Here is a 25494-nt window from a genome sequence, read left to right as displayed (position 1 = left end):
AAAAACTATGGCAGTTCAAATGGAATACGAAAAAGATGTTAAAGTAGCAGCGCTTGACGGTAAAAAAATCGCCGTAATCGGTTATGGTTCACAAGGACATGCGCATGCGCAAAACTTGCGTGATTCAGGTCGTGATGTCATCATCGGTGTGCGTCCAGGTAAATCTTTTGACAAAGCAAAAGAAGATGGATTTGACACTTACACAGTGGCAGAAGCGACTAAATTGGCTGACGTTATCATGATTTTGGCACCAGATGAAATCCAACAAGAATTGTATGAAGCAGAAATCGCTCCAAACTTGGAAGCTGGAAATGCAGTTGGATTTGCCCATGGTTTCAATATCCACTTTGAATTTATCAAAGTTCCTGCAGATGTAGATGTCTTCATGTGTGCTCCTAAAGGACCAGGGCACTTGGTACGCCGTACTTATGAAGAAGGATTTGGTGTGCCAGCTCTTTATGCAGTTTACCAAGATGCAACAGGAAATGCGAAAAATATTGCTATGGACTGGTGTAAAGGTGTTGGGGCAGCTCGTGTTGGTTTGCTTGAAACAACTTACAAAGAAGAAACTGAAGAAGACTTATTTGGTGAACAAGCTGTACTTTGTGGTGGTTTGACTGCCCTTATCGAAGCAGGTTTTGAAGTCTTGACAGAAGCAGGCTATGCCCCAGAATTAGCTTACTTTGAAGTTCTTCACGAAATGAAATTGATCGTTGACTTGATCTACGAAGGCGGATTCAAAAAAATGCGTCAATCAATTTCAAACACTGCTGAATACGGTGACTATGTATCAGGCCCACGTGTGATTACTGAGCAAGTTAAAGAAAACATGAAAGCTGTCTTGGCAGATATCCAAAATGGTAAATTTGCAAATGACTTTGTAAACGACTACAAGGCTGGTCGTCCAAAACTCACTGCTTACCGTGAACAAGCAGCTAACCTTGAAATTGAAAAAGTTGGTGCTGAATTGCGTAAAGCAATGCCATTCGTTGGTAAAAATGACGACGACGCATTCAAAATCTACAACTAATTCTTGTGAAGAAAAACAGAAGGCGAGTTGGGGGTACCTAACTCGCTTTTTATCTTAAACAGTATTTGAGGAGGAGACAATGCTAAGTGCAAAAGATGTGGTGAAAGCCCACAAAGTATTGAGTGGTGTAGTAGTCAATACTCCACTTGATTATGATCATTATTTATCAGAGAAGTATGGTGCTAAGATTTATTTGAAGAAGGAAAATGCCCAGCGTGTTCGTTCCTTTAAGATTCGCGGAGCCTATTATGCCATTTCTCAACTATCAAAAGAAGAACGTGAGCGTGGTGTAGTCTGTGCCTCTGCAGGAAATCACGCCCAAGGTGTCGCCTATACTTGTAATGAGATGAAGATTCCTGCAACCATCTTTATGCCCATCACAACACCGCAACAAAAGATTGGACAGGTCCGCTTTTTTGGTGGAGACTTCGTGACCATTAAACTAGTTGGAGATACCTTTGATGCCTCAGCCAAAGCAGCACAAGAGTTTACACTGTCGGAAAACCGCACCTTCATTGATCCCTTTGATGATGCTCATGTCCAAGCAGGTCAAGGGACTGTTGCCTATGAAATTCTTGAAGAAGCCCGTAAAGAGTCTATCGATTTTGATACAGTACTCGTGCCAGTAGGCGGTGGCGGACTGATTGCAGGGGTTTCGACCTATATCAAAGAAACCAATCCCGCTATCGAAGTAATTGGTGTAGAAGCCAATGGTGCCCGTTCGATGAAGGCAGCCTTTGAAGCTGGAGGACCAGTTAAACTCAAAGAGATTGATAAGTTCGCTGATGGGATAGCCGTACAGAAGGTTGGACAATTAACCTATGAAGCGACCCGTCAGAATGTTGAAACGCTGATTGGGGTGGACGAGGGATTGATTTCTGAAACCTTGATTGATCTTTATTCCAAGCAAGGAATTGTAGCAGAACCAGCTGGGGCTGCTAGTGTTGCAGCCTTGGAAGTTTTATCAGACTATATCAAAGGAAAGACGATTTGTTGTATCATTTCTGGGGGAAATAACGATATCAACCGTATGCCAGAGATGGAAGAACGTGCCTTGATTTACGATGGAATCAAGCATTACTTTGTAGTGAATTTCCCACAACGTCCAGGAGCTCTACGAGAGTTTGTAAATGACATTTTGGGGCCAAATGATGACATCACTCGTTTTGAATATATCAAACGAGCAAGCAAGGGGACGGGTCCTGTATTGATTGGGATTGCTCTTGCCAATAAGCATGATTATGCTGGATTGATTCATCGAATGGAAAAGTTTGACCCGTCTTATATTAATTTGAATGGAAATGAAACATTGTATAATATGCTAGTTTAAACTAAAATAAAATTATTATCATATTATTTGCGTAATGATAACGATGGTGTTATAATGAGGGTGATGAAAGGGGGAGATTCCCATGGTTTTACAAATTTTACTTGTTGTATTGATTTTAGTGGTGATTGCATTAGTGATTACGATTAGTTCTGTATATGTGGTACGACAACAATCTGTCGCTATTATAGAACGCTTTGGTAAATACCAAAAGTTGAGCAATAGTGGTATTCATTTGCGGGCTCCCTTTGGGATTGATAGAATTGCAGCAAGAGTACAACTACGCTTGTTGCAGAGTGAAATCGTTGTAGAGACAAAGACGCAAGATAATGTATTTGTAACGATGAATGTGGCAACTCAGTATCGAGTGAATGAAAATAATGTCACAGATGCTTATTATAAATTGATGCGTCCAGAAGCCCAAATTAAATCCTATATTGAAGATGCTTTGCGTTCATCTGTACCAAAGCTAACCCTAGATGAGTTGTTTGAGAAGAAGGATGAAATCGCCTTAGAAGTTCAAAAACAAGTGGCTGAAGAAATGTCTACGTATGGGTATATCATTGTCAAAACGCTGATTACTAAGGTTGAACCTGATGCTGAAGTAAAACAATCAATGAATGAAATTAACGCGGCTCAACGTAAGAGAGTTGCGGCGCAAGAGCTTGCTGAAGCAGATAAGATTAAGATTGTGACCGCAGCAGAAGCAGAAGCAGAAAAAGATCGCCTACATGGTGTAGGGATTGCAGAACAGCGTAAAGCGATTGTTGACGGACTGGCTGATTCTATCAAAGAGTTAAAGGGAGCTAATGTTGAGCTGACTGAAGAACAAATCATGTCTATCCTATTAACGAACCAGTATTTAGATACATTGAATAATTTTGCAGAAAAAGAAGGTAATAATACAATCTTCCTACCAGCAAATCCTAATGGAGTTGAGGATATAAGAACTCATATATTGTCGGCTTTAAAAGCCAAATAAAAATATGCAGAATAATATAGTTGTGACGAATATATGTTTTTTTATTGACAGATGAAATAAAAACGTATACAATTAAGAATTGTAAAGAATAATTCAGGAGAAGAACATGGTTAAGTCAAACTTTGAAAAGGTAGAAGCAGTTGTTGGCTGGGTTCGTGATAAGAAGATCACAGGTTACCGTATCTCTAAAGAAACGAATGCGCGTGAAATGTCTATCATTGCTCTAGCACAAGGACGCGCAAAGGTTAAAAATATTTCATTTGAAACAGCTCTTAGTTTAATCGATTTCTATGAAAAAAATCATGAAAAATTTGAAGATTGAACTGTGGTTACAGGCAGATTCCTGAATCGAGTCTGCCTTTTCTTTACAATTACAAACTAAAAAGACTGCATTCTGTATGCAGTCTTTATTTATTAATTGAGATAACGCTGAAGGAATTCTTTGGTCCGTTCTTCTTTAGGGTTCGTGAAGAGTTCTTCAGGTTTACCTTCTTCTGCAATGATCCCCTTGTCCATGAAGATGACACGATGGGAAACATCGCGAGCAAATTCCATTTCGTGGGTTACAACAATCATGGTCAAGCCTTCTTGAGCTAGGTCCTGCATAATTTTGAGGACTTCTCCGACCATTTCGGGGTCAAGGGCAGATGTAGGTTCGTCAAAGAGAATGGCGTCAGGATTCATGGAGAGTGCACGAGCGATAGCTACACGTTGCTTTTGTCCACCTGAAAGTTGTTTAGGCTTGGCTTGCCAGTAACGTTCTCCCATACCAACTTTTTCAAGATTTTCTTTGGCAATTTTTTCAGCTTCAGAGTGGTCGCGTTTGAGTACAGTCGTTTGGGCAACGATAGTATTTTCAAGGACATTTAGATTTTCAAAGAGATTGAAAGATTGGAAAACCATACCGAGTTTTTCACGATAATGGGTGAGGTTATAGCCTTTTTCTAAGACATTTTCTCCTCGATAGAGAATCTCTCCCTCTGTAGGTGTTTCGAGTAAATTAATTGAACGAAGGAAGGTTGATTTTCCACTTCCTGAGCTCCCGATGATGGAAATAACCTCTCCTTTATGGACGGTGAGAGAAATGTCTTTTAGCACTTCGTTTTGCCCATAGGATTTTTTTAGGTGTTTGATTTCAAGGATTGGTTGTGTCATTTTTTCAAATCCCCCGTTTGCATTTGGTTAGCACCTGTAGTGTAAGTGTCCATGTCCATATAGCGTTCGATAAAACGTAGGATACGGGTCACAGTGAAGGTGAGGACAAAGTAAATCACTGCAATGATGGTAAAGGTCTGGAAGTATTGATAGGTTTGCGTCGCTACAGTATTTCCTGAGAAATAAAGCTCGACAACTGAAATAACGTTCAATACAGAGGTATCTTTGATATTGATGACAAACTCATTACCAGTGGCAGGTAGAATATTACGGACAACCTGAGGAAGGACAATTTTACGCATGGTTTGATTGTGGGTCATACCAAGAGCGGTTGCAGCTTCGAACTGTCCCTTGTCGACTGCTAGAATACCACCACGAACGATTTCTGTCATGTAGGCACCTGTGTTGATTGAGACGATAAAGATAGCAGCCAGTGTCCGGTCGAGATTGATACCGAAAGCTTGAGCAGTTCCATAGTAGATAACCATGGATTGAACAATCATCGGTGTACCACGGAAGATTTCAATATAGACATTGAGGATCCAACCGACTAGTTTTTGTAGGCTGTAAATGGCTTTGTTTTCCGAGAGAGGAGCCGTACGGAAGACACCAATGGCAAGACCGATAATGAGACCTACGATAGTTCCGATGATTGAGATTAAGAGTGTGATACCAGCACCACGCAAGAGCTGTTGCCAGTTTTCAGAAAGAATTTTAGCAACTTGGTTGAAGAAATTACTGCTACTTTCTTCAGTTGTTGTGGCTTCGGCAGGTTGCTCCTGAATCATACGATCCATCAGTGCAACTTGTTCATCTTTGGAGATGGTTTCAATACTCGCATTGATTTGGCTGATACGGCTGTCATCTTTACGAAGTCCAATGGCAATAGCAGTATCTTCTCCTCCAGTTTTGAAACCAGGTTCTACTTGGACCATCTTGAACTTAGAGTTAGCGGCTTCAGCAGTCAGTGCTTCAGGGCGTTCCGAAACATAGGCATCAATAACACCGGCTTCCAGAGCTTGACGCATTTGAGCGAAGTCGCCCATAGCTGTTTCTTTTTTGGCACCTGGAATTTGAGAAATCAAATCATAAAGGTAAACACCTTGTTGAGAAGTGATTTTTGCTCCGCTAAAATCTTCCAAAGATTTGGCATTTGCATAGGCAGAGTCCTTTTTGACCAATAGAACTGGCTCGCTAGTATAGTAACTGCTTGAAAAAGCAATTTCTTGTTTGCGTTCAGCGGTTGGGCTCATACCAGCAATGATCATATCGATTTTGCCAGAAGTAAGGGCTGGAACAAGTCCTTCCCACTTGGTTTTCACGACCAAAGGTTCCTTACCTAGATCTTTGGCAATCTTTTTAGCGATTTGAACATCATAGCCGTTGGCATATTGGTTGGTACCGTCGATTTTAACAGCACCATTACTATCGTCGTCTTGGGTCCAGTTGAAGGGAGCGTAAGCTGCCTCCATCCCGATGCGTAAATATTCGTCGGCTTGGACTTGGCTAACCAGTCCTAATGTAAGGGCTAGGCTAGCAAGGATAGATAAGCATAATTTTTTCATGTTTTCTCCTATTTCTAGTCTAAAAATGACTTCTCTCTATTGTATCTAAAAATGGTGAGATTTTCAATACAAGTAAGCCTTTACTTATAAAAAATGATATAATGGTGAAAAGATTTGAAAGGGAATCAATTATGAAAAAAAGATGGCTGGTGACTTTGGTATTTGCTTGTTTATTATTTATACCAAGCTTAGTTTTTGCAGTAGACTTTGATATCTTATCCTATCAGGGTGATTTGAATATTCATGCAGATAATACTGCAATTTTTAAGGAAACAATCACCTACCGTTTTGGAGATGATTATAATGGCCAGCTAGTTGGATTAGGAAAAGCTGGGAAAATGCCAGAAGGATTTGATATTGATCCCGGCCCGACCGTTCAAGTGTCTAAAAATGGGCAAATTATTCAAAATGTTTCCTTTTATACTATGGAGGAAGAGGACGGCTACAAGGTAAAAATTTACAATGCTGGATATGCCGGAGATACTGTTCGGGTGACGGTTATCTGGAAACTATCAAATCTTCTCTTCTTATACAAGGATATAGCGGAGTTAAATTGGCAACCCTTGACGGATAGTTCAGAACCTATCGAAAATTTTGAGTTTCGGGTAACGGGCTTTAATGGAGCTGAAAAACTTTTCTTTCATACAGGGAAACTCTTTACAGAGGGCAAGGTAGAGAAGACAGGTGGTGATTATCGTGTTCATTTGCAGAACCTACCTCGTCAGCGTGGGGTTGAATTGCATGCCTATTGGCCTAGAAAAGATTTTGAAACAGCTTTGGATCAGGGATTGAAGGGCAATCGTTTAGCAGAATTTGAAAAAATAGAGGAATCCATTACTGCTGAAAAAGCTCAGAGCAAAGCTCTGGTTACGTGGGTCATCCCTTTGCTACTCTCGCTTTCTTTAGTCTTTAGTGTTATTTTCTACTGCATTTATAGAAGAAAAACCTCCCCATCGAAGAAATATGCCAAAAATCACCGTCTCTATGAACCGCCAATGGACTTAGAACCGATGGTTTTATCGGAAGCTGTTTACTCCACTTCTTTAGAGGAAGTCAGCCCCTTGACCAAGGGAGGAGGGAAGTTCACCTTTGACCAACTCGTTCAGGCAACCTTGTTGGATGTGATCGACCGTGGAAATGTTTCAATCATCTCAAATGGAGATGAAGTTCGTCTAAAAGTCGTAAAAGAAAAAGGATTGGCAAGTTTTGAAAAGGATTGCCTTAATTTGGCCTTTTCAGGAAGAGAAGAAGTGCTTGTTTCAGATTTGTTTGCAGATTACCAAGTGTCAACTAGTCTTTACCAAGGTGCAAAAGCAGCTGATGAAAAACGAATTCAGAAAACAGGACGTAAACTTAAGTCGTCTTTTGAGCAAGCTCTGAAGCAGATGCAGGATGGAGTGAGAAAGCGGGTTTCTTCTTTGCAACTTCCAGATTATTATCGTTCACTGAGTAATGGAGAAAAAATCCTGCGATTGACGATAGGTGTCTTTACGATTTTACCTGCTTTCGTTGGTTTTGGCTGGTTCTTGTATAGTTTGGATGCTCACGGGTATCTTTCCCTGCCACTTCCTATCCTTGGGTTTGTGGGCTTGATGTTAGCTGCCGTCTATTATTGGACGAGCCGATTTGATACTCGTGATGGTGTTTTAAATGAAGATGGACTAGAAGTGTACTATCTCTGGACTAGTTTTGAAAACATGCTTCGCGATATCGCCCATCTAGACAAGGCAGCATTAGAAAGTATTGTTGTTTGGAATCGTCTCCTTGTTTATGCTACTTTATTTGGTTATGCGGACAAGGTGAGCCATTTGATGAGATCTTATCAGATTCAGGTCGAGAACCCAGATATCAATCTTTATGTAGCTTATGGTTGGCACAGTATGTTTTACCATTCAACTGCTCAAATGAGCCACTATGCTAGTATTGCAAATACAGCAAGCAATTACTCCGTATCTTCTGGAAGTGGTTCTTCGGGTGGAGGATTCTCAGGAGGCGGAGGCGGTGGTAGCATTGGCGCTTTCTAAAAAAACTATCGCAGAATCCGAAATTATGCTATAATAGAGGACAGAAAAAGGAGTAATACATGTATTTTATTGAAATTTTAAAGTCAATCTTTTTTGGGATTGTTGAAGGAATTACGGAATGGTTGCCCATTTCAAGTACTGGTCACTTGATCTTGGTTGAAGAATTTGTACAATACAAGGACCAAAATGAAGCCTTCATGTCCATGTTTAATGTTGTTATTCAGCTCGGTGCTATCTTAGCGGTTATGGTGATTTACTTTAACAAGCTCAATCCCTTCAAACCTGGTAAAAATAAGGTAGAAGTCCGTCGAACTTGGCAATTGTGGTCAAAAGTCCTCGTTGCGACCTTGCCTTTATTGCTAGTCTTTAAGCTGGATGATTGGTTTGACACTCATTTTCATAATATGGTATCAGTTGCTATTATGTTGATTATCTATGGGGTTGCCTTCATCTATCTTGAAAAACGGAACAAGGCGCAAGCTATTGAACCAACAGTTACAGAACTTGAAAAGCTTCCCTACAAAACAGCTCTCTATATCGGACTTTTCCAAGTCCTCGCCCTCTTCCCAGGAACGAGCCGTTCAGGTGCGACGATTGTCGGTGGTTTGTTAAATGGAACGAGTCGCTCTGTCGTAACAGAGTTTACCTTCTACCTCGGAATTCCTGTTATGTTTGGGGCTAGTGCTTTAAAGATTTTCAAATTTATAAAAGCAGGTCAACTTTTGAGTTTTGGACAACTATTCCTGCTTTTGGTTGCTATGGGAGTAGCCTTCGCGGTCAGCATGGTTGCTATTCGCTTCTTGACTGGCTATGTGAAGAAGCACGACTTTACACTCTTTGGTAAATACCGTATCGTACTCGGTAGTGTCTTGTTGCTCTATAGTTTTGTGCGTTTATTTGTATAAGAAAAAGCTTGAGGGAATCTTCCTTCAAGCTTTTTAAAATCCTGTTACTGTAATTCCTAGTAGACGAACGCCTTTTTCTTTTTCAGCCAGTTCTTCGTAGAGTTGAAGGGCAGTTTGAGAAATCTGACTAGCGTCCTGTGTTGCTTGTGGGAGGCTTTTTCGTCTAGTTAGAGTAGAGAAGTCAGCATATCGTATTTTGAGGATAATGATTTTTCCAGCTTTGCCTTGTTGACTGAGATTGTGAGCTACCTTTTCGGAGAGAAGAGTCAGCTCTTTTTTGATGTCTTCTTCTACTTGCAGGATTTTTCCGTAGGTTTTTTCCTTGCCAATGGACTTGCGAATACGATTGGCCTTGACCGGTGAATTATGAATGCCCCTAGCCTTTCGATAAAGATCAAAACCGAGTCTGCCAAACCGATCGATTAAAGTGACTTCAGAAACGTCCAATAAGTCTTCACCAGTATAAATGCCCATTTCATGAAGCCGTTCAACTGTTTTTTTGCCCACGCCATGGAATTTAGCAATGTCCATTTGTTTGAGAAAATCCTCAGCCTGATCTGGGAGGATAACTGTTAAACCATGCGGCTTTTGATAGTCACTAGCCATTTTAGCTAGGAATTTGTTATAAGAAACGCCAGCCGAAGCAGTCAGGTGCAGCTTCTGCCAGATATCTTGTTGGATGAGACGGGCTATTTTGACGGCTGACTTGATACCGAGTTTATTTTCCGTCACATCCAAGTAAGCCTCGTCAATACTCATAGGTTCAATCAAATCAGTGTAGCGTTTAAAAATAGCTCGAATCTCCAGTCCCACAGTCTTGTATTTTTCATAATTTCCTGAGATAAAAACAGCTTGAGGACAGCGCTCATAAGCTTCTTTAGAACTCATGGCTGAATGAACACCAAAAGCTCGTGCCTCATAGCTACAGGTAGAAACGACTCCTCGCCCACCTGTTTGTCTGGGGTCGCTCCCAATGATGACAGGTTTGCCCTTTAACTTAGGATTATCTCTGATTTCCACCGCAGCAAAAAAGGCATCCATGTCGATATGGATGATTTTTCTAGACAAATCATTAATCAATGGAAATATGAGCATTTAGCTTCCTTTCTAGCCGTATTTTCTTTCTCATTATACCGTTTTTTCTGAAAAAATGGAAAAGAGTAGTCTAACTTTCAAAAATATAATACAGATAATATCAAAAAACGGCCTGTATTATAAAAGAAAGCGCTAAAAAGGCTATTTTCTCCTTGTTGAAATCGGTTACTGTGTGGTATACTTGATTTATGAATGTAACAGATAGTTGTTACTAGAAAGAAAAATGAGGACATTAACATGGTTGTTAAGACAGTTGTTGAAGCGCAAGATATTTTTGATAAAGCTTGGGAAGGCTTCAAAGGCGTAGATTGGAAAGAAAAGGCAAGTATTTCTCGCTTTGTTCAAGCTAACTATACACCTTATGATGGAGACGAAAGTTTCCTTGCAGGACCAACAGAACGTTCGTTGCATATTAAGAAAATCGTAGAAGAAACAAAAGCACATTATGAAGCTACTCGTTTCCCATACGACAATCGTCCAACTTCTATTGCAGGAATTGATGCTGGATATATTGATAAAGAAAATGAATTGATCTATGGTATCCAAAATGATGAACTCTTCAAATTAAACTTCATGCCAAAAGGTGGTATCCGTATGGCTGAAACTACTTTGAAAGAAAATGGTTTTGAACCAGACCCAGCAGTTCATGAAATCTTTACAAAATATGTGACCACTGTTAATGATGGTATCTTCCGTGCCTACACTACAAATATTCGTCGCGCTCGTCACGCTCACACAGTAACTGGTCTTCCAGATGCATATTCACGTGGACGTATCATCGGGGTTTATGCTCGTTTGGCTCTTTATGGTGCTGATTATTTGATGGCTGAAAAAGTAAGTGACTGGAACGCTATCACTGAAATTGATGAAGAATCTATCCGCCTTCGTGAAGAAGTAAATCTTCAATATCAAGCATTGAAAGAAGTTGTTGAATTAGGTGCCCTTTACGGTGTAGATGTACGTCGTCCAGCATATGATACAAAAGAAGCTATCCAATGGACTAACATTGCATTCATGGCAGTTTGTCGTGTTATCAATGGTGCTGCTACATCTCTAGGACGTGTACCAATCGTATTGGACATCTACGCAGAACGTGACTTGGCTCGTGGTACTTATACAGAATCTGAAATTCAAGAATTTGTTGATGATTTCGTAATGAAACTTCGTACAGTTAAATTTGCTCGTACAAAAGCTTACGACGAATTGTACTCAGGTGACCCAACCTTCATCACAACTTCTATGGCTGGTATGGGTAACGACGGTCGTCACCGTGTTACTAAGATGGACTACCGTTTCTTGAACACTCTTGACAATATCGGTAACTCTCCAGAACCAAACTTGACAGTTCTTTGGACTGACAAATTACCTTATAGCTTCCGTCGTTACTGTATGCACATGAGCCACAAACACTCTTCAATCCAATATGAAGGTGTTACAACAATGGCTAAAGACGGATACGGTGAAATGAGCTGTATCTCATGTTGTGTATCTCCACTTGACCCAGAAAATGAAGAACAACGTCACAACATCCAGTACTTCGGTGCTCGTGTTAACGTATTGAAAGCCCTTCTTACTGGTTTGAACGGTGGTTACGACGATGTTCACAAAGACTACAAGGTATTTGACATCGAACCAATCCGTGACGAAGTTCTTGAATTCGAATCAGTTAAAGCTAACTTTGAGAAATCTCTTGACTGGTTGACTGACACTTACGTAGATGCTTTGAACATCATCCACTACATGACTGATAAGTACAACTACGAAGCTGTTCAAATGGCCTTCTTGCCAACTAAACAACGTGCAAACATGGGATTCGGTATCTGTGGATTTGCCAACACTGTTGATACATTGTCAGCAATCAAATACGCTACAGTTAAACCAATCCGTGACGAAAATGGCTACATCTACGATTACGAAACAATCGGTGAATACCCACGTTGGGGTGAAGATGATCCACGCTCAAACGAATTGGCAGAATGGTTGATCGAAGCTTACACAACTCGTCTACGTAGCCACAAACTCTACAAGAACGCAGAAGCCACAGTATCACTTTTGACCATCACATCTAACGTTGCTTACTCTAAACAAACTGGTAACTCACCAGTCCACAAAGGTGTATACCTCAACGAAGATGGTTCTGTGAACTTGTCTAAACTTGAATTCTTCTCACCAGGTGCTAACCCATCTAACAAAGCTAAAGGTGGATGGTTGCAAAACTTGAACTCACTTGCTAGCCTTGACTTTGGTTACGCAGCTGATGGTATCTCATTGACAACTCAAGTTTCACCTCGTGCTCTTGGTAAAACTCGTGACGAACAAGTGGACAACTTGGTAACAATCCTTGATGGTTACTTCGAAAACGGTGGACAACACTGTAACTTGAACGTAATGGACTTGAAAGATGTTTATGACAAGATTATGAATGGCGAAGATGTCATCGTTCGTATCTCAGGATACTGTGTAAATACTAAATACCTTACTCCAGAACAAAAAACTGAATTGACACAACGTGTCTTCCACGAAGTTCTTTCAATGGATGACGCATTGAGCTAATATTCAATTAGAATAGAAAGAAAGCCAGTTAATCTAACTGGCTTTCTTGTGCTTTAAAAACTTTTTAAAAAATAGTCAAATTTGGTCAAAAATTTATTGACTTTTACTGACCAATGTGATATAGTAGGAACATAAGGAAAATGAATTCCTTTAAAAGCTCATTTTCAATGAATTGATTTTTGAGAATGAGTTATAGAATCCCAAGAAAGGGGTGAGGCCTATGTTAAATCTAACAGACTTTGAAAAGAAGATTATAGAAGGCTTATTTAAGAAAGAAAAACCAGAAATTATACGTAGGGTAGCTAGTTAGCTAGTCTAAAATTTTTAAAGCAAAGGTCAGAGATAGTCAATATCAGAGATCGCAAATAATTAACAATAAACGAGGTAATGAATATGAACAACAACTTTAATAACTTTAACAACATGGATGATTTATTTAACCAATTGATGGGTGGCATGCGAGGATATAGTTCTGAAAACCGTCGCTACTTGATTAATGGACGAGAAGTGACACCTGAGGAATTTGCTCATTATCGTGCAACTGGTCAATTGCCAAGAAATGCAGAATCTGATGCGCAAATGCAACAACAGGCTTCAGGTATGAAACAAGACGGTGTCCTTGCTAAACTAGGTCGTAACTTGACCGCAGAAGCTCGTGAGGGCAAGTTGGATCCTGTTATCGGACGAAACAAGGAAATTCAAGAAACATCTGAAATCCTCTCACGTCGTACCAAGAACAATCCTGTACTTGTCGGAGATGCAGGTGTTGGTAAGACAGCTGTCGTCGAAGGCCTAGCACAGGCCATTGTGAATGGAGATGTTCCAGCTGCTATTAAGAACAAGGAAATCATTTCCATTGATATTTCAGGTCTTGAGGCTGGTACTCAATACCGTGGTAGCTTTGAAGAAAACGTTCAAAACCTAGTCAACGAGGTGAAAGAAGCAGGGAATATTATCCTCTTCTTTGACGAAATTCATCAAATTCTTGGTGCTGGTAGCACGGGTGGTGACAGTGGTTCTAAAGGTCTAGCGGACATTCTCAAGCCAGCTCTCTCTCGTGGTGAGTTGACCGTTATTGGGGCAACGACTCAAGACGAATACCGTAACACCATCTTGAAGAATGCAGCGCTTGCTCGCCGTTTCAACGAAGTCAAGGTCAATGCTCCTTCAGCAGAGGATACCTTTAAAATTCTTCAAGGAATTCGTAATCTCTATCAACAACACCACAATGTTATCTTGCCAGACGAAGTCTTGAAAGCAGCAGTGGATTATTCTGTCCAATACATTCCTCAACGTAGCTTGCCAGATAAGGCTATTGACCTTGTCGATGTAACGGCTGCTCACTTGGCAGCTCAACATCCTGTAACAGATGTGCATGCTGTTGAACGGGAAATCGAGGCAGAAAAAGACAAGCAAGAAAAAGCAGTTGAGGCAGAAGACTTTGAAGCAGCTCTTAATGCCAAAACACGTATTGCAGAATTGGAAAAGAAAATCGAAAACCACACAGAAGATATGAAGGTGACTGCAAGTGTCAACGATGTGGCTGAATCTGTGGAACGTATGACTGGTATTCCAGTTTCACAAATGGGAGCATCAGACATCGAACGTTTGAAAGATATGGCTCATCGTTTGGAACACAAGGTTATCGGCCAAGATAAGGCGGTAGAAGCTGTCGCTCGTGCTATCCGTCGTAACCGTGCTGGTTTTGATGAAGGCAATCGTCCAATCGGTAGCTTCCTCTTTGTAGGGCCTACTGGGGTTGGTAAGACAGAACTTGCTAAGCAATTGGCGCTCGATATGTTTGGAACTAAGGACGCTATCATTCGTTTGGACATGTCCGAATATAGTGACCGTACAGCTGTTTCTAAGTTAATCGGTACAACAGCAGGTTATGTGGGTTATGATGACAATAGCAATACCTTGACAGAACGTGTTCGTCGTAATCCATACTCTATCATTCTCTTGGACGAAATTGAAAAGGCTGATCCTCAAGTAATTACCCTTCTCCTCCAAGTCTTGGATGATGGTCGTTTGACTGATGGTCAAGGCAATACAGTGAACTTCAAGAACACTGTCATTATCGCAACATCAAATGCTGGATTTGGCTATGAAGCCAACTTGACAGAAGATGCAGATAAACCAGAATTAATGGATCGTTTGAAACCATACTTCCGTCCAGAATTCCTCAACCGCTTTAACGCAGTTATCGAGTTCTCACACTTGAATAAGGAAGACCTTTCTAAGATTGTGGACTTGATGTTGGCGGAAGTCAACCAAACCTTGGCTAAGAAAGACATTGATTTGGAAGTCAGCCAAGCAGCTAAGGACTTTATCACAGAAGAAGGCTATGATGAAGTTATGGGTGTTCGTCCTCTCCGTCGCGTGGTTGAACAACAAATCCGTGACAAGGTGACAGACTTCCACTTGGATAACCTTGATGCTAAACACCTAGAAGCAGATATGGAAGATGGTGTCTTGGTCATTCGTGAAAAAGCCTAACTCAAGATTTTGAGAAAAAAATAAGGAACTAGCTAATAAGTTGGTTCCTTTATTTGTTTAGATGACATGACGCTCAAAGGCATCATCTGATATTCCTTGTTCCAAGATGAGTTTTGCCCATTCTTTAGCAGAAAAGAGGCTGTGGTCTTTGTAGTTTCCGCAAGATTCGATGGTTGTTCCAGGGACATCTTCCCAAGTAGTGGTTTCAGCAATTTCCTTGAGCGAATCCTTGATAACAGCTGCAATCTCAGCACTGGTGTGACGTCCCCACATAATCATATGGAAACCAGTACGGCAACCGAAGGGTGAGCAGTCAATCATGCCGTCAATGCGGGTACGGATGAGTTTGGCCAAGAGGTGCTCGATAGTGTGAAGGCCAGCGGTAGGGATAGAGTCTTCATTTGGTTGCACCAAACGAATATCAAAATTGGAGATGACATCTCCCTTTGGCCCTGTTTCTTCCCCAATCAAGCGGACATATGGGGCTTTAACAATGGTGTGGTCAAGTTCAAAACTTTCAACAATAACTTCTTTTGACATGGTAAATCCTTTCAGTTTTCTTCTTTCATTATATCATAAAGCCTGCTCTTGATGGAGTTTGATAAATGACTTTTTGAGACTAGAATGATAATAAAGTCTCTATACATAAACCTCAGAATTATAAAGAAAGAATGAAGAGAAGAATACCTTGTGAAAGAAAAGTTTAGTTTTTCTAGTGGAACTAAGGTGACTTTTGAAAAGTGGATCAACTTTTTCTGAAATTTCTGTTTAATCTCTGAACTAATTCTGAACTAGATTGGGTATACTGGAGAAAATAAAGATAAAGGAGTTCAGTATGGAACATATGGTGAAAATAGAAGGCGTCTGCAAAAAGCATGGCAGCAAGCAGATTTTAGAAGATATTTCTTTTACAGCTAGAAGCGGTCGGATTACAGCTTTTCTAGGCCCAAATGGTGCAGGGAAAAGTTCGACCTTGAGGATTCTCTTGGGGTTAGATTGGGCGACAGCAGGGACTGCAACTTTTGATGGGCAAACCTATCAATCAATGACCTATCCGCTCAGAACGGTAGGTGCAGCCTTTGATGGCATTGGCGGTCTGCCAAATCGAAAGGTCTATGACCACTTGAGGATTATTGCAGCAAGTAATGCTATTCCCAAGTCTCGGATCGATGAGGTTTTGGAGATGACTGGAATCGCTCATAAGAGGAAGGACCTCTTGTCAAGCCTGTCTCTGGGGGAAGGTCAACGCTTGGGTTTGGCAGCAGCTTCGCTGGGTGATCCTCAGTTTCTTATATTAGATGAGCCGACTAATGGGCTGGATCCAAGTGGGATTAAGTGGTTTAGAAAGTTCATCCGTCAGCAGGCTGATTTAGGGAAAACGGTACTTCTATCTTCCCATATCCTATCAGAGGTGCAAATGGTGACAGATGATGTAGTCTTGATTCATCATGGGCGAATTATTGAGCAGGGACGATTGGAAGAGGTGCTGCAAGATTCAGACAGTCTAGAAGATCTCTTCTTTGATTTGACAGAGGAGGTTTAAGATGAAAGAAACGATGTCCTTATTGCATTCAGAATGGTTGAAAATTCGCTCAACCAAGGCTTTCAAAGTGAGTATGGCCCTCATGCTGCTATTGGTGCCTGTCGTATCCTGGCTGGAGGGGCGACAGTATTTGTCTATTGGCTTGGATGCTACGCCTGAGACGGTTCCCAGTCTGATAAACGCCATTGATCCGCTGGAATATCTAGGTCTCAACGGGGCTTCTATGGCAGTCATGGTTTTGGTCATCTTAGCTGGAATTTTGGGAGCTATGGAATTTCAGTCTCATAGCTTGAGAACCAGTCTTTTATCCTGTAATAACCGCCTGAAGCTGCTTGTGGGGAAACTCATGACCTTTACTTGCTTTTCTCTTGCCATTAGCTTTTTATCAATTTACTTTAGCTATATGGTCATGCATCTCGCTTTAGGAAAGGAAGGACTTGATCCGATTCTGCTCAATCAGGCAGCTTGGAGTTTGATTTTGTGGAAAACCTTATCTCTGACCTTATTGGGAATCCTTTCATTTTTGTTAGGTTTATTGGCTCGGACCATGCTAGTTCCTCTGCTTTTTCTCATACCCCAAATCTATAATTTAGGAAACTACCTAGCTGCTCACACGAGTTGGGGAGCTTATTTGCCACAGCCAGCAGGAGAGTTGTTTGCTGCAACGCCAACTTCCCAATATGCTAACAATCCCTTGCAAGGGCTGTTGATACTTGGTGCATGGCTGCTAGTCATCGGCGGCATGGCTTCTCTGCGCTTTTTGAAGACGGATTTAGGAGGGCGATACTGATGATAAAAGCTCTGCTTAGAAGTGAATGGATTAAGTTCCGTTCTTACTATCTCGCTCTTGGTGCAGCCTTGGTGGTTCTGGTAGTCGTTCCTTTTTTCCTGATGAATCTTGACTATAGTCAGACAGCAGTTGGTCATACGAAGGCTCTGAGCGAGGTTTTGCATGCCCTCTATCTGGCGCAGCCTGTCATCGTCATCTTCACTTCTCTCTATTTTGCCCAAGAGTTTGTCAAGTCTGGGATGCGAACGAATTTTCTAACCGTATCAAATAGAAAGGCTTGGTTGGCTGGGAAATTCCTTTTTCTGGACTTGCTGCTCTTGGTTCTCTACAGTGTCATGATAGGCAGTTGTTTCCTTGTTATGTTGGCTCGTTTTGACCTAAGCTTTAGCTGGTCCTTACTAGGGAAATTTCTTTATTACAGCTCTTTTGGTCTTCTCAGCAATATTTTTCTGGCTTTTTTAACTGCCGGCCTCGCTTTGCTCTTTCAATCTTGGGTTGTGCCGGTGTCGGTGCTCTTTCCTCTCTTGATTGGTCTCAGCCGTTTATTGGCAACGTTCATCAAGGAGGCAAAGTACCTGCCCGATCTGGCTACCCTAAATCTTTTTGAGTATGAAGGGCTTCAGCAGTCAATAGATCTCTCAGGGCTGGGGATACAGCTTTTATGGTTAGCTTTGGTTTGGAGCTCTGCCATATTTTTAACCTTGAAACGAGATGTTCGCTAGAGGTATGCTATAATGGAACTCATGAGACAGTATCGTATTTTGGTAGTTGATGACGACCGGAGCATTTTGAAGCTAGTAAAAAACGTCCTAGAGCTAGATGCTTATGATGTGACGACGCTTGATCGGATAGAAGACCTAGAGCTGACGCATTTTGTCGGATATGACTTGATTCTGCTGGATGTGATGATGGAGCCTGTTAATGGTTTTGAGCTGTGTTCCTACATTCGTCCTCATCTTTCGTGTCCAATCATCTTTCTGACTGCCAAGGAATTGGAGGCGGACAAAGTGGAAGGACTCTTTCGCGGAGCAGATGACTATATTGTCAAGCCTTTTGGAACCAAAGAATTGCTGGCGCGTGTCAGAGCTCATCTTCGGCGGGAGGAAAGACGTGAGGAGCGATATTCTGAAATTGCTTCTTGTCAATTTTATCCAGAGCGCTATGAAGTTGCCTGTTTTGGTAAAGTCTTGAAATTTTCAGAGCGTGAGTTTAAGTTACTGCATTTACTTGCTAGCAATCCCAAGCAGACCTTCTCAGCTGAACGCCTGCATACCTTGCTTTACCCAGAAAGCTCAGAAACACAGCTTCGCTCCATCTCAGAATACGTATATCAGATTCGCCAAAAATGCAAACAAGAAGGGCTGCAAGCAATCGCAACAGTGAGAGGAGTAGGCTATAGATGGCAATTAGAACCCGAAATTTCAAAAGCCTAGTCTGGACAACCAGTTTAAAGATCGTCTTTTTTCATGTTTTGATTTTTGTGCTTATAGGTTATGAATTTACGCAAGGAAGTGATCACGTTCTTTTCACCTTGTTCTTTTGGGCAGGGAGCTTGCTGCTGATTACTTTTTATCATATTTTGAAATTGCTCCGAAAAATCGACAGGGAAATAAAAATGCTAACGAGCGAGAAGCTTCTAGAAGAAAATCAAAGTCAGCTTTTTCGGATTGAGGAAATGCTAGAAGTCTATAGCGATTTACGGAGCAGCCACCAAGAAAATGCTCGTCTTCTAGAAAAAGAGCAGCAGCATAATCAGGAGTTGATTTTACAGTTATCAGCGACATCGCACGATTTGAAAACGCCCCTAACTGTGATTAAGGGGAATGCTGAGCTCTTGGAATTGGCGCAGTTAGGCCAGCCACAGGCAGACTATGCTGTTGAGATTTTGCAGGCTAGTCACAAGATGGAAGAGTATTGTGGCTCTTTGATTGATTACGCTAAGACTTTTCAGATTGATTCTAATCAGTTCAGTCAGCTTTCCTTAGAGGACTTTTTGGCTTATCTCCAGGACGATTGGGCACTGTTCAGCAAACAGGAAAGCTATCGTTTTTCTCTCCAAGAAGATTGTGACCTTAGTCTGATTTTGTCGATTCATTTGGACTATCTCAAGCGAGCTTTGCTCAATATTTTACTGAATGCGCTTGAACATGCTAATCAGGACCAAAAGGAAGTGAAGCTGACGGTATTAGTGCAACAGGATCAGTTGGTTTTTGCTATCTGGAACAACGGTCCAGCATTTTCAGAGGAGATGCTGCTGGGAGCGGAACAGCTCTTTTACCAGAGTGACCAAAGCCGCAATTCAGCTAATCCCCATCATGGTATCGGCTTAGCCTTTTCTAAGCAGGTAGCTCTCTTGCATGGTGGCCGTCTGACCCTGCTCAATCCAGATCAAGGAGGAGCCTCTGTCGAGTTGACAATTTCATTAAAATAAATAAGGATGGAAGATTATAAAAACGCATAATACCAAGTGTCCAAAAGACTTGATATTATGCGTTTGATTTTTTTATTATGTAAAGATTTACTGGATTTTTCTCTCAAATTGAGTTTTTGTCCAACCTTGTTTATTTACTTACGATACAAGCGATCGTATTGGTAGAATGGGTCAAAGGTTACGTTGATACCTAGCTTGCGAAGGACATTCTTGTCTTCATCGGTCAAGATGATGGTTGAGTGGGCTTCGCTTCCTTTGAGGTTACCAAGTTCTTCCATGGCACGCGCAGCATCTGGATTTTCCATAGCTGTGATGGCTAGTGCAATCAAAATTTCGTTTGAGTGGAGGCGAGGATTGCGGCTACCGAGATGATTGATTTTAAGACCTTGAATTGGTTTGACGACTTCAGGCTCGATTAATTTTACTTCCTTAGCGATGTTAGCTGATTTTTTGATGGCATTGATCAAGGCGGCAGCTGTAGGACCAAAGAGTTCAGAGTTTTTACCAGTTACGATTTCCCCATTTGGCAATTCAAGGGCTAGGGCAGGACCACCAGTTTCTTCTGCTTTTTGGCGTGCAGCAACAGCAACCTTACGGTCTGCAGGTGTGATACCGAGGTCGTTCATGAGCAACTCGATTTTCTTGACAGCAGATTCGCCGACTTTTTCAGCTTTGAAGTCAAGAACTGTTTGATAGTAACGACGGATGATTTCTTGTTTAGAGGCTTCGATAGCAGCCTCATTATCTGTAATAGCAAAACCAACCATGTTGACACCCATGTCTGTTGGAGAAGCGTATGGAGATTCGCCGAGGATACGTTCTAACATGCGCTTGAGCACTGGGAAGATTTCGATATCACGGTTGTAGTTGACAGTGGTTTCTCCGTAGGTTTGGAGGTGAAATGGGTCAATCATGTTGACATCATCAAGGTCTGCTGTGGCAGCCTCATAGGCCAAGTTGATTGGGTGATGAAGGGGAAGATTCCAAACTGGGAAGGTTTCAAATTTAGCGTAACCAGACTTGATACCATTGATTTGGTCGTGGTACATGTTTGACATACAAGTGGCCAATTTTCCAGAACCAGGCCCAGGAGCAGTCACGACAATCAAGTTGCGACTGGTTTTGATGTAGTCGTTTTTTCCCATACCTTCAGGAGAAATAATGTGATCCATATCGGTCGGATATCCTTTGATTGGATAATGAAGATAGGAATCAATCCCGTTTTTATCTAACTGGTTGCGGAAGACATCTGCAGCCGGTTGCCCAGCATACTGTGTAATAACAACCGAGCCGACAAAAATTCCCAGCTCATTGAATTTGTCAATCAAACGAAGAACTTCTTGGTCATAAGAAATGCCCAAGTCGCCACGTGCTTTGGAATGCTCTATATTGCTAGCGTTAATGGCAATCACAACCTCAACCTGCTCTTTCAATTCTTGCAGGAGCTTGATTTTGTTGTCAGGCTCATAACCAGGAAGGACACGAGCAGCGTGGAAATCTTCTAACATTTTGCCACCAAACTCCAAGTAGAGCTTGCCGTCAAATTGGTTGATGCGCTCCAAAATGTGGTCGCGCTGTAGATTCAGATATTGTTCAGAACTAAAAGCTTGTTTTTTCATTTTTTTACCTCGACCTCTATTATAATAAAAAATTGAAAGTTAGGAAACTACGGAGCTAAAAAAGAAATTAAAAAGATTAAGCAAACGCTTGCACAAATTTCCGAAAAGCGCTATCATAGACTATAGATTATTAAAATAATGAGGTAAGAAGATGCAAGAAAAATGGTGGCATAATGCCGTAGTCTATCAAGTCTATCCCAAGAGTTTTATGGACAGCAACGGAGATGGGATTGGCGATTTGCCAGGAATTACCAGTAAGTTAGACTATCTAGCTAAGTTAGGGATTACAGCGATTTGGCTTTCTCCTGTTTATGACAGTCCGATGGATGATAATGGCTATGATATTGCTGATTATCAAGCGATTGCAGCTATTTTCGGGACCATGGAGGACATGGACCAACTCATCGCAGAAGCTAAGAAACGTGATATTCGAATTATCATGGACTTGGTGGTCAATCATACCTCAGATGAACACGCATGGTTTGTCGAGGCTTGTGAGAATCCTGATAGCCCTGAGCGTGACTACTATATCTGGCGAGATGAGCCCAATGGTTTGGAGTCTATCTTTAGTGGGTCTGCTTGGGAATACGATGAAAAGTCGGGTCAATACTATCTCCACTTTTTCAGCAAGAAACAGCCCGATCTCAACTGGAAGAATGAAAAACTGCGCCAGAAAATTTATGAGATGATGAACTTCTGGATTGATAAGGGCATTGGCGGTTTCCGTATGGATGTCATTGATATGATCGGGAAAATTCCTGACGAGAAAGTGGTCAATAACGGTCCTATGCTCCATCCCTATCTCAAGGAAATGAATCAGGCGACCTTTGGCGACAAAGATCTCTTGACAGTAGGGGAGACCTGGGGAGCAACACCAGAGATTGCCAAGCTCTACTCGGATCCAAAGGGACAAGAATTGTCTATGGTCTTCCAGTTTGAACATATCTGTCTTCAATATCAGGAAGGGCAACCTAAGTGGCATTACCAAAAAGAGTTAAATGTAGGGAAATTAAAGGAAATTTTCAACAAATGGCAGACAGAGTTGGGAGTTGAAGACGGTTGGAATTCCCTCTTCTGGAACAACCATGACCTTCCTCGCATCGTCTCTATTTGGGGAAATGACCAAGAATATCGCGAAAAATCTGCCAAAGCCTTTGCAATCCTGCTTCATCTCATGAGAGGGACACCTTATATCTACCAGGGTGAGGAGATTGGGATGACCAACTATCCGTTTGAAACACTGGATCAAGTAGAAGATATTGAATCTATCAACTATGCGCGTGAAGCTCTTGAAAAAGGCGTTCCGATGGAAGAAATTATGGATAGTATCCGTGTCATCGGTCGTGATAATGCACGTACTCCAATGCAATGGGATGAGAGCGAAAACGCTGGTTTCTCAACGGGTCAACCTTGGTTGGCGGTTAATCCAAACTACGAAGCAATCAACGTTCAAGAAGCACTGGCAAATCCAGATTCTATTTTCTATACCTATCAAAAACTCGTTCAAATCCGTAAGGAGAACAGCTGGTTGATTCGAGCTGATTTTGAATTGCTTGATACAGCTGACAAGATCTTTGCTTATATCCGTAAGGACGGTGACCGCCGCTTCCTGGTTGTGGCTAACTTGTCCAATGAAAAACAAAACCTTTCAGTAGAAGGAAGAGTTAAGTCAATCTTGATTGAAAACACTACTGCTAAAGAAGCAGTTGAAAAACAAACCTTAGAGCCATGGGATGCTTTCTGTGTGGAACTCACGGATTAAAATAAGGGAACCTCGAGACTTTGATGCTTGAGGTTTTTTACTAAAAAATATGTAGAAAAGTCTTTAAAAAATATTTGTTAGAATTTTCTAAAAAATCTGTCGAAAGCCCTTGCTTTTATGAAAAAATAGGGTATAATGGTGAAAACACTATCTTTAAGGAGATTACTTATGAGATCGAAAAAGTGGCTCTTAGGAGCAGGTGCTGTCTTGAGTGCGGCCCTTCTGTTAACCGCTTGTGGGCAAAGCGAAAAAAAGGCTGATGTTCCCAAGACATTTTCTTATGTCTATGCAATAGATCCATCATCTTTGGACTACAGCGTGACGAGCAAGAGCTCAACTTCTGACGTTATAGCCAACGTTGTCGATGGTCTTTTGGAAAATGACAAGTATGGGAACTTAATTCCATCACTTGCAGAAGACTGGTCCGTTTCTAAAGATGGCTTGACCTATACCTACAAACTTCGTAAGGGTGTAAAATGGTATACTTCTGAGGGAGAAGAGTATGCTGAAGTCAAGGCTCAGGATTTTGTTACTGGTCTAAAACACGCAGCTGATGGAAAATCAGATGGTCTTACTTTGATTCAAGATTCTATCAAAGGATTGGCTGCCTACATCAGTGGAGAAAGCAATGACTTTTCTACAGTAGGAGTCAAGGCTGTTGACGATTACACGGTAGAATATACGCTCAACAAGCCAGAAAGTTTCTGGAACTCTAAGGTCACAACTGCGACCATGCTTCCAGTTAATGAAGAATTTTTGAATTCTAAAGGGAGCGACTACGGTGCACCAACCCCATCAGGTATCCTATATAATGGTCCTTATTTCTTGAAATCATTGACTTCAAAATCAGCCATTGAGTATGAAAAGAATCCAAATTACTGGGATAAGGACAATGTTAAGATTGACAATGTCAAATTAACTTTCTACGATGGATCTGACCAAGAATCTTTGATTCGTAGCTTTACACAAGGTGCCTATACAACAGCTCGTCTCTTCCCAACAAGCTCAAACTTTGAGTCAACTAAACAAGAGTACGGCGATAAGATTGTTTACAGTCCACAAGAAGCGACAAGCTACTATCTTACTGTTAACGTAAACCGTCAATCTTACAATAAAACAGCCAAAACAGACGAAGCTCAAAAAACATCAACGAAAGAAGCTCTTCTCAACAAGAACTTCCGCCAGGCGCTGAACTTTGCTCTTGACCGTCATTCTTATACTGCTCAGTTGAATGGTGAAGAAGGTGCAGACAAGATTATCCGTAACAGCCTAGTGCCTCATGACTACGTTCAAGTAGGTGAAAAAACCTTTGGAGAGTTGGCGCAGGCAGAGCTCGTTTCATATGGAGACCAGTGGAAAGATGTAGCCCTTACAGATGGCAAGGATACGATTTACAGTCCTGAAAAAGCCAAGGCAGCCTTTGCTAAAGCTAAGGAAGAATTGCAAGCCAAGGGTGTTACCTTCCCAATCCATTTGGATATCCCAGTTGAACAAACAGATGTGATTGCCGTTCAACAGACTAACTCACTCAAGCAGTCTATCGAATCAACACTTGGTACAGAGAATGTCATTGTCGATGTCCTTCAAATGACCGATAATGAAAAAATGAGCATTACGTCTCAAGCCAAGGTACCATCCCAAAAAGACTATGACTTGAACGGAACTGGTTGGGGACCTGACTATCAAGACCCAGCTACCTACCTCAACATTCTTGATGCCAAGAAGGGTTCTGCTCTTAAACACTTGGGAATTACTCGCGGAAAAGATCCAGAAGTGATGGCTCAAGTTGGACTGGACGAATACAAGAAACTCTTGGATGATGCTGCAGCTGAAACCAGCGACCTTAATAAGCGTTATGAAAAATACGCTAAAGCTCAAGCTTGGGTATCAGATAGCTCACTCTTAATCCCAGTTGCTTCTTCAGGTGGTTCTCCAACGGTTAGCCGTACTGTACCGTTCACAAAAGCCTACTCTCAAGTTGGAATCAAAGGAGATCCATTTGTGTTCAAAGGATTGGAGCTGCAAAAGGATGTTGTGACTGCAAAAGAATACGAAGAAGCCTTCAAGAAATGGCAACAAGAAAAAATCGAAACAAATGCCAAATACCAAAAAGAACTTGAAAAACACGTCAAGTAATCTATAAACAGAAAAGGAAGTTGCAGGAAACTGTGCTTCCTTTTTTGTTTTGAGACACCAGTTGACATAAAAGCGGTA

20 protein-coding genes are annotated in these 25494 nt (G+C 41.4%); 15 read left to right on the top strand and 5 right to left on the bottom strand.

Features of this window, described 5'->3' with window-relative positions; all coding sequences use genetic code 11:
• Positions 1 to 7: 7 nt before the first annotated feature.
• From ilvC to ACVX3R_RS07785, 4 genes are all read left to right on the top strand, one after another.
• Positions 8 to 1030: a ketol-acid reductoisomerase gene (gene ilvC / locus ACVX3R_RS07800; protein ID WP_000290683.1), complete on the top strand. Its 1023-nt coding sequence runs from the start codon at positions 8 to 10 to the stop codon at positions 1028 to 1030.
• Positions 1031 to 1109: 79 nt separating this feature from the next.
• On the top strand, positions 1110 to 2360 hold the full coding sequence (gene ilvA / locus ACVX3R_RS07795; RefSeq protein WP_414330839.1) for a threonine ammonia-lyase IlvA: 1251 nt from the start codon (positions 1110 to 1112) through the stop codon (positions 2358 to 2360).
• Positions 2361 to 2442: 82 nt separating this feature from the next.
• Positions 2443 to 3339, top strand: coding sequence for an SPFH domain-containing protein (locus ACVX3R_RS07790; protein WP_458794795.1), 897 nt, complete (start codon positions 2443 to 2445; stop codon positions 3337 to 3339).
• Positions 3340 to 3445: 106 nt separating this feature from the next.
• The gene (locus ACVX3R_RS07785; RefSeq protein ID WP_000241003.1) at positions 3446 to 3661 is read left to right on the top strand and encodes a capsule biosynthesis transcriptional regulator; all 216 of its coding nucleotides are present in this window, start codon (positions 3446 to 3448) and stop codon (positions 3659 to 3661) included.
• Between the two features lie 92 nt (positions 3662 to 3753).
• On the opposite strand, the gene ACVX3R_RS07780 is transcribed toward ACVX3R_RS07785, so the two are convergent.
• Both ACVX3R_RS07780 and ACVX3R_RS07775 read right to left on the bottom strand, forming a co-directional pair.
• The gene (locus ACVX3R_RS07780; RefSeq protein ID WP_167265870.1) at positions 3754 to 4494 is read right to left on the bottom strand and encodes an amino acid ABC transporter ATP-binding protein; all 741 of its coding nucleotides are present in this window, start codon (positions 4492 to 4494) and stop codon (positions 3754 to 3756) included.
• Positions 4491 to 6059, bottom strand: a complete 1569-nt coding sequence (locus ACVX3R_RS07775; protein ID WP_458794794.1) for an ABC transporter substrate-binding protein/permease — start codon at positions 6057 to 6059, stop codon at positions 4491 to 4493. The genes ACVX3R_RS07780 and ACVX3R_RS07775 overlap by 4 nt, the downstream gene beginning before the upstream one ends.
• 131 nt (positions 6060 to 6190) lie before the next feature.
• Here ACVX3R_RS07775 and ACVX3R_RS07770 point away from each other — a divergent pair, with 131 nt between their 5' ends.
• Positions 6191 to 8083, top strand: coding sequence for a DUF2207 family protein (locus ACVX3R_RS07770; protein WP_458794793.1), 1893 nt, complete (start codon positions 6191 to 6193; stop codon positions 8081 to 8083).
• Positions 8084 to 8142: 59 nt separating this feature from the next.
• The gene (locus tag ACVX3R_RS07765) at positions 8143 to 8988 is read left to right on the top strand and encodes an undecaprenyl-diphosphate phosphatase (RefSeq protein WP_268719261.1); all 846 of its coding nucleotides are present in this window, start codon (positions 8143 to 8145) and stop codon (positions 8986 to 8988) included.
• Positions 8989 to 9021: 33 nt separating this feature from the next.
• On the opposite strand, the gene dinB is transcribed toward ACVX3R_RS07765, so the two are convergent.
• Positions 9022 to 10083, bottom strand: a complete 1062-nt coding sequence (dinB, locus tag ACVX3R_RS07760) for a DNA polymerase IV (protein WP_458794792.1) — start codon at positions 10081 to 10083, stop codon at positions 9022 to 9024.
• A 237-nt stretch (positions 10084 to 10320) separates the two neighbouring features.
• Between dinB and pflB the strand changes: the two genes are divergently transcribed.
• Together pflB and ACVX3R_RS07750 are read left to right on the top strand one after the other, a co-directional pair.
• Positions 10321 to 12636, top strand: a complete 2316-nt coding sequence (gene pflB / locus ACVX3R_RS07755; RefSeq protein WP_458794791.1) for a formate C-acetyltransferase — start codon at positions 10321 to 10323, stop codon at positions 12634 to 12636.
• Between the two features lie 393 nt (positions 12637 to 13029).
• Entirely contained in the window at positions 13030 to 15135 is a 2106-nt protein-coding gene (locus ACVX3R_RS07750) for an ATP-dependent Clp protease ATP-binding subunit (protein ID WP_458794790.1), read from the top strand.
• 57 nt (positions 15136 to 15192) lie between these two features.
• Here the strand turns inward: ACVX3R_RS07750 and ACVX3R_RS07745 are convergent, their stop codons facing one another.
• Positions 15193 to 15675 (bottom strand): S-ribosylhomocysteine lyase, encoded by a 483-nt coding sequence (locus ACVX3R_RS07745; RefSeq protein WP_000032557.1) that lies wholly within the window; start codon positions 15673 to 15675, stop codon positions 15193 to 15195.
• Between the two features lie 295 nt (positions 15676 to 15970).
• On the opposite strand from ACVX3R_RS07745, the gene ACVX3R_RS07740 reads away from it, so the two are divergent.
• The 5 genes from ACVX3R_RS07740 to ACVX3R_RS07720 are packed head-to-tail and all read left to right on the top strand — an operon-like array spanning position 15971 to position 19899.
• The gene (locus ACVX3R_RS07740; protein WP_458794789.1) at positions 15971 to 16678 is read left to right on the top strand and encodes an ABC transporter ATP-binding protein; all 708 of its coding nucleotides are present in this window, start codon (positions 15971 to 15973) and stop codon (positions 16676 to 16678) included.
• Position 16679: 1 nt separating this feature from the next.
• Positions 16680 to 17468 carry a lantibiotic ABC transporter permease gene (locus tag ACVX3R_RS07735; protein ID WP_458794788.1) on the top strand — a complete coding sequence of 263 codons (789 nt, stop codon included), beginning with the start codon at positions 16680 to 16682 and terminating at the stop codon, positions 17466 to 17468.
• A complete protein-coding gene (locus ACVX3R_RS07730; RefSeq protein WP_458794787.1) occupies positions 17468 to 18190 on the top strand; it encodes a lantibiotic ABC transporter permease in 723 nt (240 codons plus the stop codon). Before ACVX3R_RS07735 ends, ACVX3R_RS07730 begins: the two co-directional genes overlap by 1 nt.
• 12 nt (positions 18191 to 18202) lie before the next feature.
• Positions 18203 to 18901, top strand: a complete 699-nt coding sequence (locus ACVX3R_RS07725; protein ID WP_084852709.1) for a response regulator transcription factor — start codon at positions 18203 to 18205, stop codon at positions 18899 to 18901.
• Positions 18868 to 19899 carry a sensor histidine kinase gene (locus ACVX3R_RS07720; protein ID WP_458794786.1) on the top strand — a complete coding sequence of 344 codons (1032 nt, stop codon included), beginning with the start codon at positions 18868 to 18870 and terminating at the stop codon, positions 19897 to 19899. Before ACVX3R_RS07725 ends, ACVX3R_RS07720 begins: the two co-directional genes overlap by 34 nt.
• Before the next feature lie 134 nt (positions 19900 to 20033).
• Here ACVX3R_RS07720 and ACVX3R_RS07715 read toward each other — a convergent pair whose 3' ends face one another.
• Entirely contained in the window at positions 20034 to 21518 is a 1485-nt protein-coding gene (locus tag ACVX3R_RS07715) for a DUF1846 domain-containing protein (RefSeq protein WP_458794785.1), read from the bottom strand.
• A gap of 151 nt (positions 21519 to 21669) precedes the next feature.
• Here ACVX3R_RS07715 and ACVX3R_RS07710 point away from each other — a divergent pair, with 151 nt between their 5' ends.
• Together ACVX3R_RS07710 and ACVX3R_RS07705 are read left to right on the top strand one after the other, a co-directional pair.
• On the top strand, positions 21670 to 23280 hold the full coding sequence (locus ACVX3R_RS07710; protein ID WP_458794784.1) for a glycoside hydrolase family 13 protein: 1611 nt from the start codon (positions 21670 to 21672) through the stop codon (positions 23278 to 23280).
• Between the two features lie 168 nt (positions 23281 to 23448).
• Positions 23449 to 25416, top strand: coding sequence for a peptide ABC transporter substrate-binding protein (locus ACVX3R_RS07705; RefSeq protein WP_458794783.1), 1968 nt, complete (start codon positions 23449 to 23451; stop codon positions 25414 to 25416).
• Positions 25417 to 25494: the final 78 nt, after the last annotated feature.

The sequence above is a fragment of the Streptococcus sp. 517s genome, assembly GCF_054445985.1.
The sequence above is the reverse complement of the archived record's forward strand: the minus strand, read 5'-3'. Positions and strand labels throughout refer to the sequence as shown.

What these genes read in the sequence shown, in the direction of transcription:
- ilvA (WP_414330839.1), top strand. Translation starts at nt 1,110, where the DNA reads ATGCTAAGTGCAAAAGATGTGGTGAAAGCCCACAAAGTATTGAGTGGT.
- ACVX3R_RS07740 (WP_458794789.1), top strand. Translation starts at nt 15,971, where the DNA reads ATGGAACATATGGTGAAAATAGAAGGCGTCTGCAAAAAGCATGGCAGC.
- ACVX3R_RS07730 (WP_458794787.1), top strand. Translation starts at nt 17,468, where the DNA reads ATGATAAAAGCTCTGCTTAGAAGTGAATGGATTAAGTTCCGTTCTTAC.
- ACVX3R_RS07710 (WP_458794784.1), top strand. Translation starts at nt 21,670, where the DNA reads ATGCAAGAAAAATGGTGGCATAATGCCGTAGTCTATCAAGTCTATCCC.
- ACVX3R_RS07735 (WP_458794788.1), top strand. Translation starts at nt 16,680, where the DNA reads ATGAAAGAAACGATGTCCTTATTGCATTCAGAATGGTTGAAAATTCGC.
- dinB (WP_458794792.1), bottom strand. Translation starts at nt 10,083, where the DNA reads ATGCTCATATTTCCATTGATTAATGATTTGTCTAGAAAAATCATCCAT.
- ilvC (WP_000290683.1), top strand. Translation starts at nt 8, where the DNA reads ATGGCAGTTCAAATGGAATACGAAAAAGATGTTAAAGTAGCAGCGCTT.
- ACVX3R_RS07705 (WP_458794783.1), top strand. Translation starts at nt 23,449, where the DNA reads ATGAGATCGAAAAAGTGGCTCTTAGGAGCAGGTGCTGTCTTGAGTGCG.
- ACVX3R_RS07720 (WP_458794786.1), top strand. Translation starts at nt 18,868, where the DNA reads ATGGCAATTAGAACCCGAAATTTCAAAAGCCTAGTCTGGACAACCAGT.
- ACVX3R_RS07745 (WP_000032557.1), bottom strand. Translation starts at nt 15,675, where the DNA reads ATGTCAAAAGAAGTTATTGTTGAAAGTTTTGAACTTGACCACACCATT.
- ACVX3R_RS07715 (WP_458794785.1), bottom strand. Translation starts at nt 21,518, where the DNA reads ATGAAAAAACAAGCTTTTAGTTCTGAACAATATCTGAATCTACAGCGC.
- ACVX3R_RS07725 (WP_084852709.1), top strand. Translation starts at nt 18,203, where the DNA reads ATGGAACTCATGAGACAGTATCGTATTTTGGTAGTTGATGACGACCGG.
- ACVX3R_RS07750 (WP_458794790.1), top strand. Translation starts at nt 13,030, where the DNA reads ATGAACAACAACTTTAATAACTTTAACAACATGGATGATTTATTTAAC.
- ACVX3R_RS07765 (WP_268719261.1), top strand. Translation starts at nt 8,143, where the DNA reads ATGTATTTTATTGAAATTTTAAAGTCAATCTTTTTTGGGATTGTTGAA.
- ACVX3R_RS07790 (WP_458794795.1), top strand. Translation starts at nt 2,443, where the DNA reads ATGGTTTTACAAATTTTACTTGTTGTATTGATTTTAGTGGTGATTGCA.
- ACVX3R_RS07775 (WP_458794794.1), bottom strand. Translation starts at nt 6,059, where the DNA reads ATGAAAAAATTATGCTTATCTATCCTTGCTAGCCTAGCCCTTACATTA.
- pflB (WP_458794791.1), top strand. Translation starts at nt 10,321, where the DNA reads ATGGTTGTTAAGACAGTTGTTGAAGCGCAAGATATTTTTGATAAAGCT.
- ACVX3R_RS07785 (WP_000241003.1), top strand. Translation starts at nt 3,446, where the DNA reads ATGGTTAAGTCAAACTTTGAAAAGGTAGAAGCAGTTGTTGGCTGGGTT.
- ACVX3R_RS07780 (WP_167265870.1), bottom strand. Translation starts at nt 4,494, where the DNA reads ATGACACAACCAATCCTTGAAATCAAACACCTAAAAAAATCCTATGGG.
- ACVX3R_RS07770 (WP_458794793.1), top strand. Translation starts at nt 6,191, where the DNA reads ATGAAAAAAAGATGGCTGGTGACTTTGGTATTTGCTTGTTTATTATTT.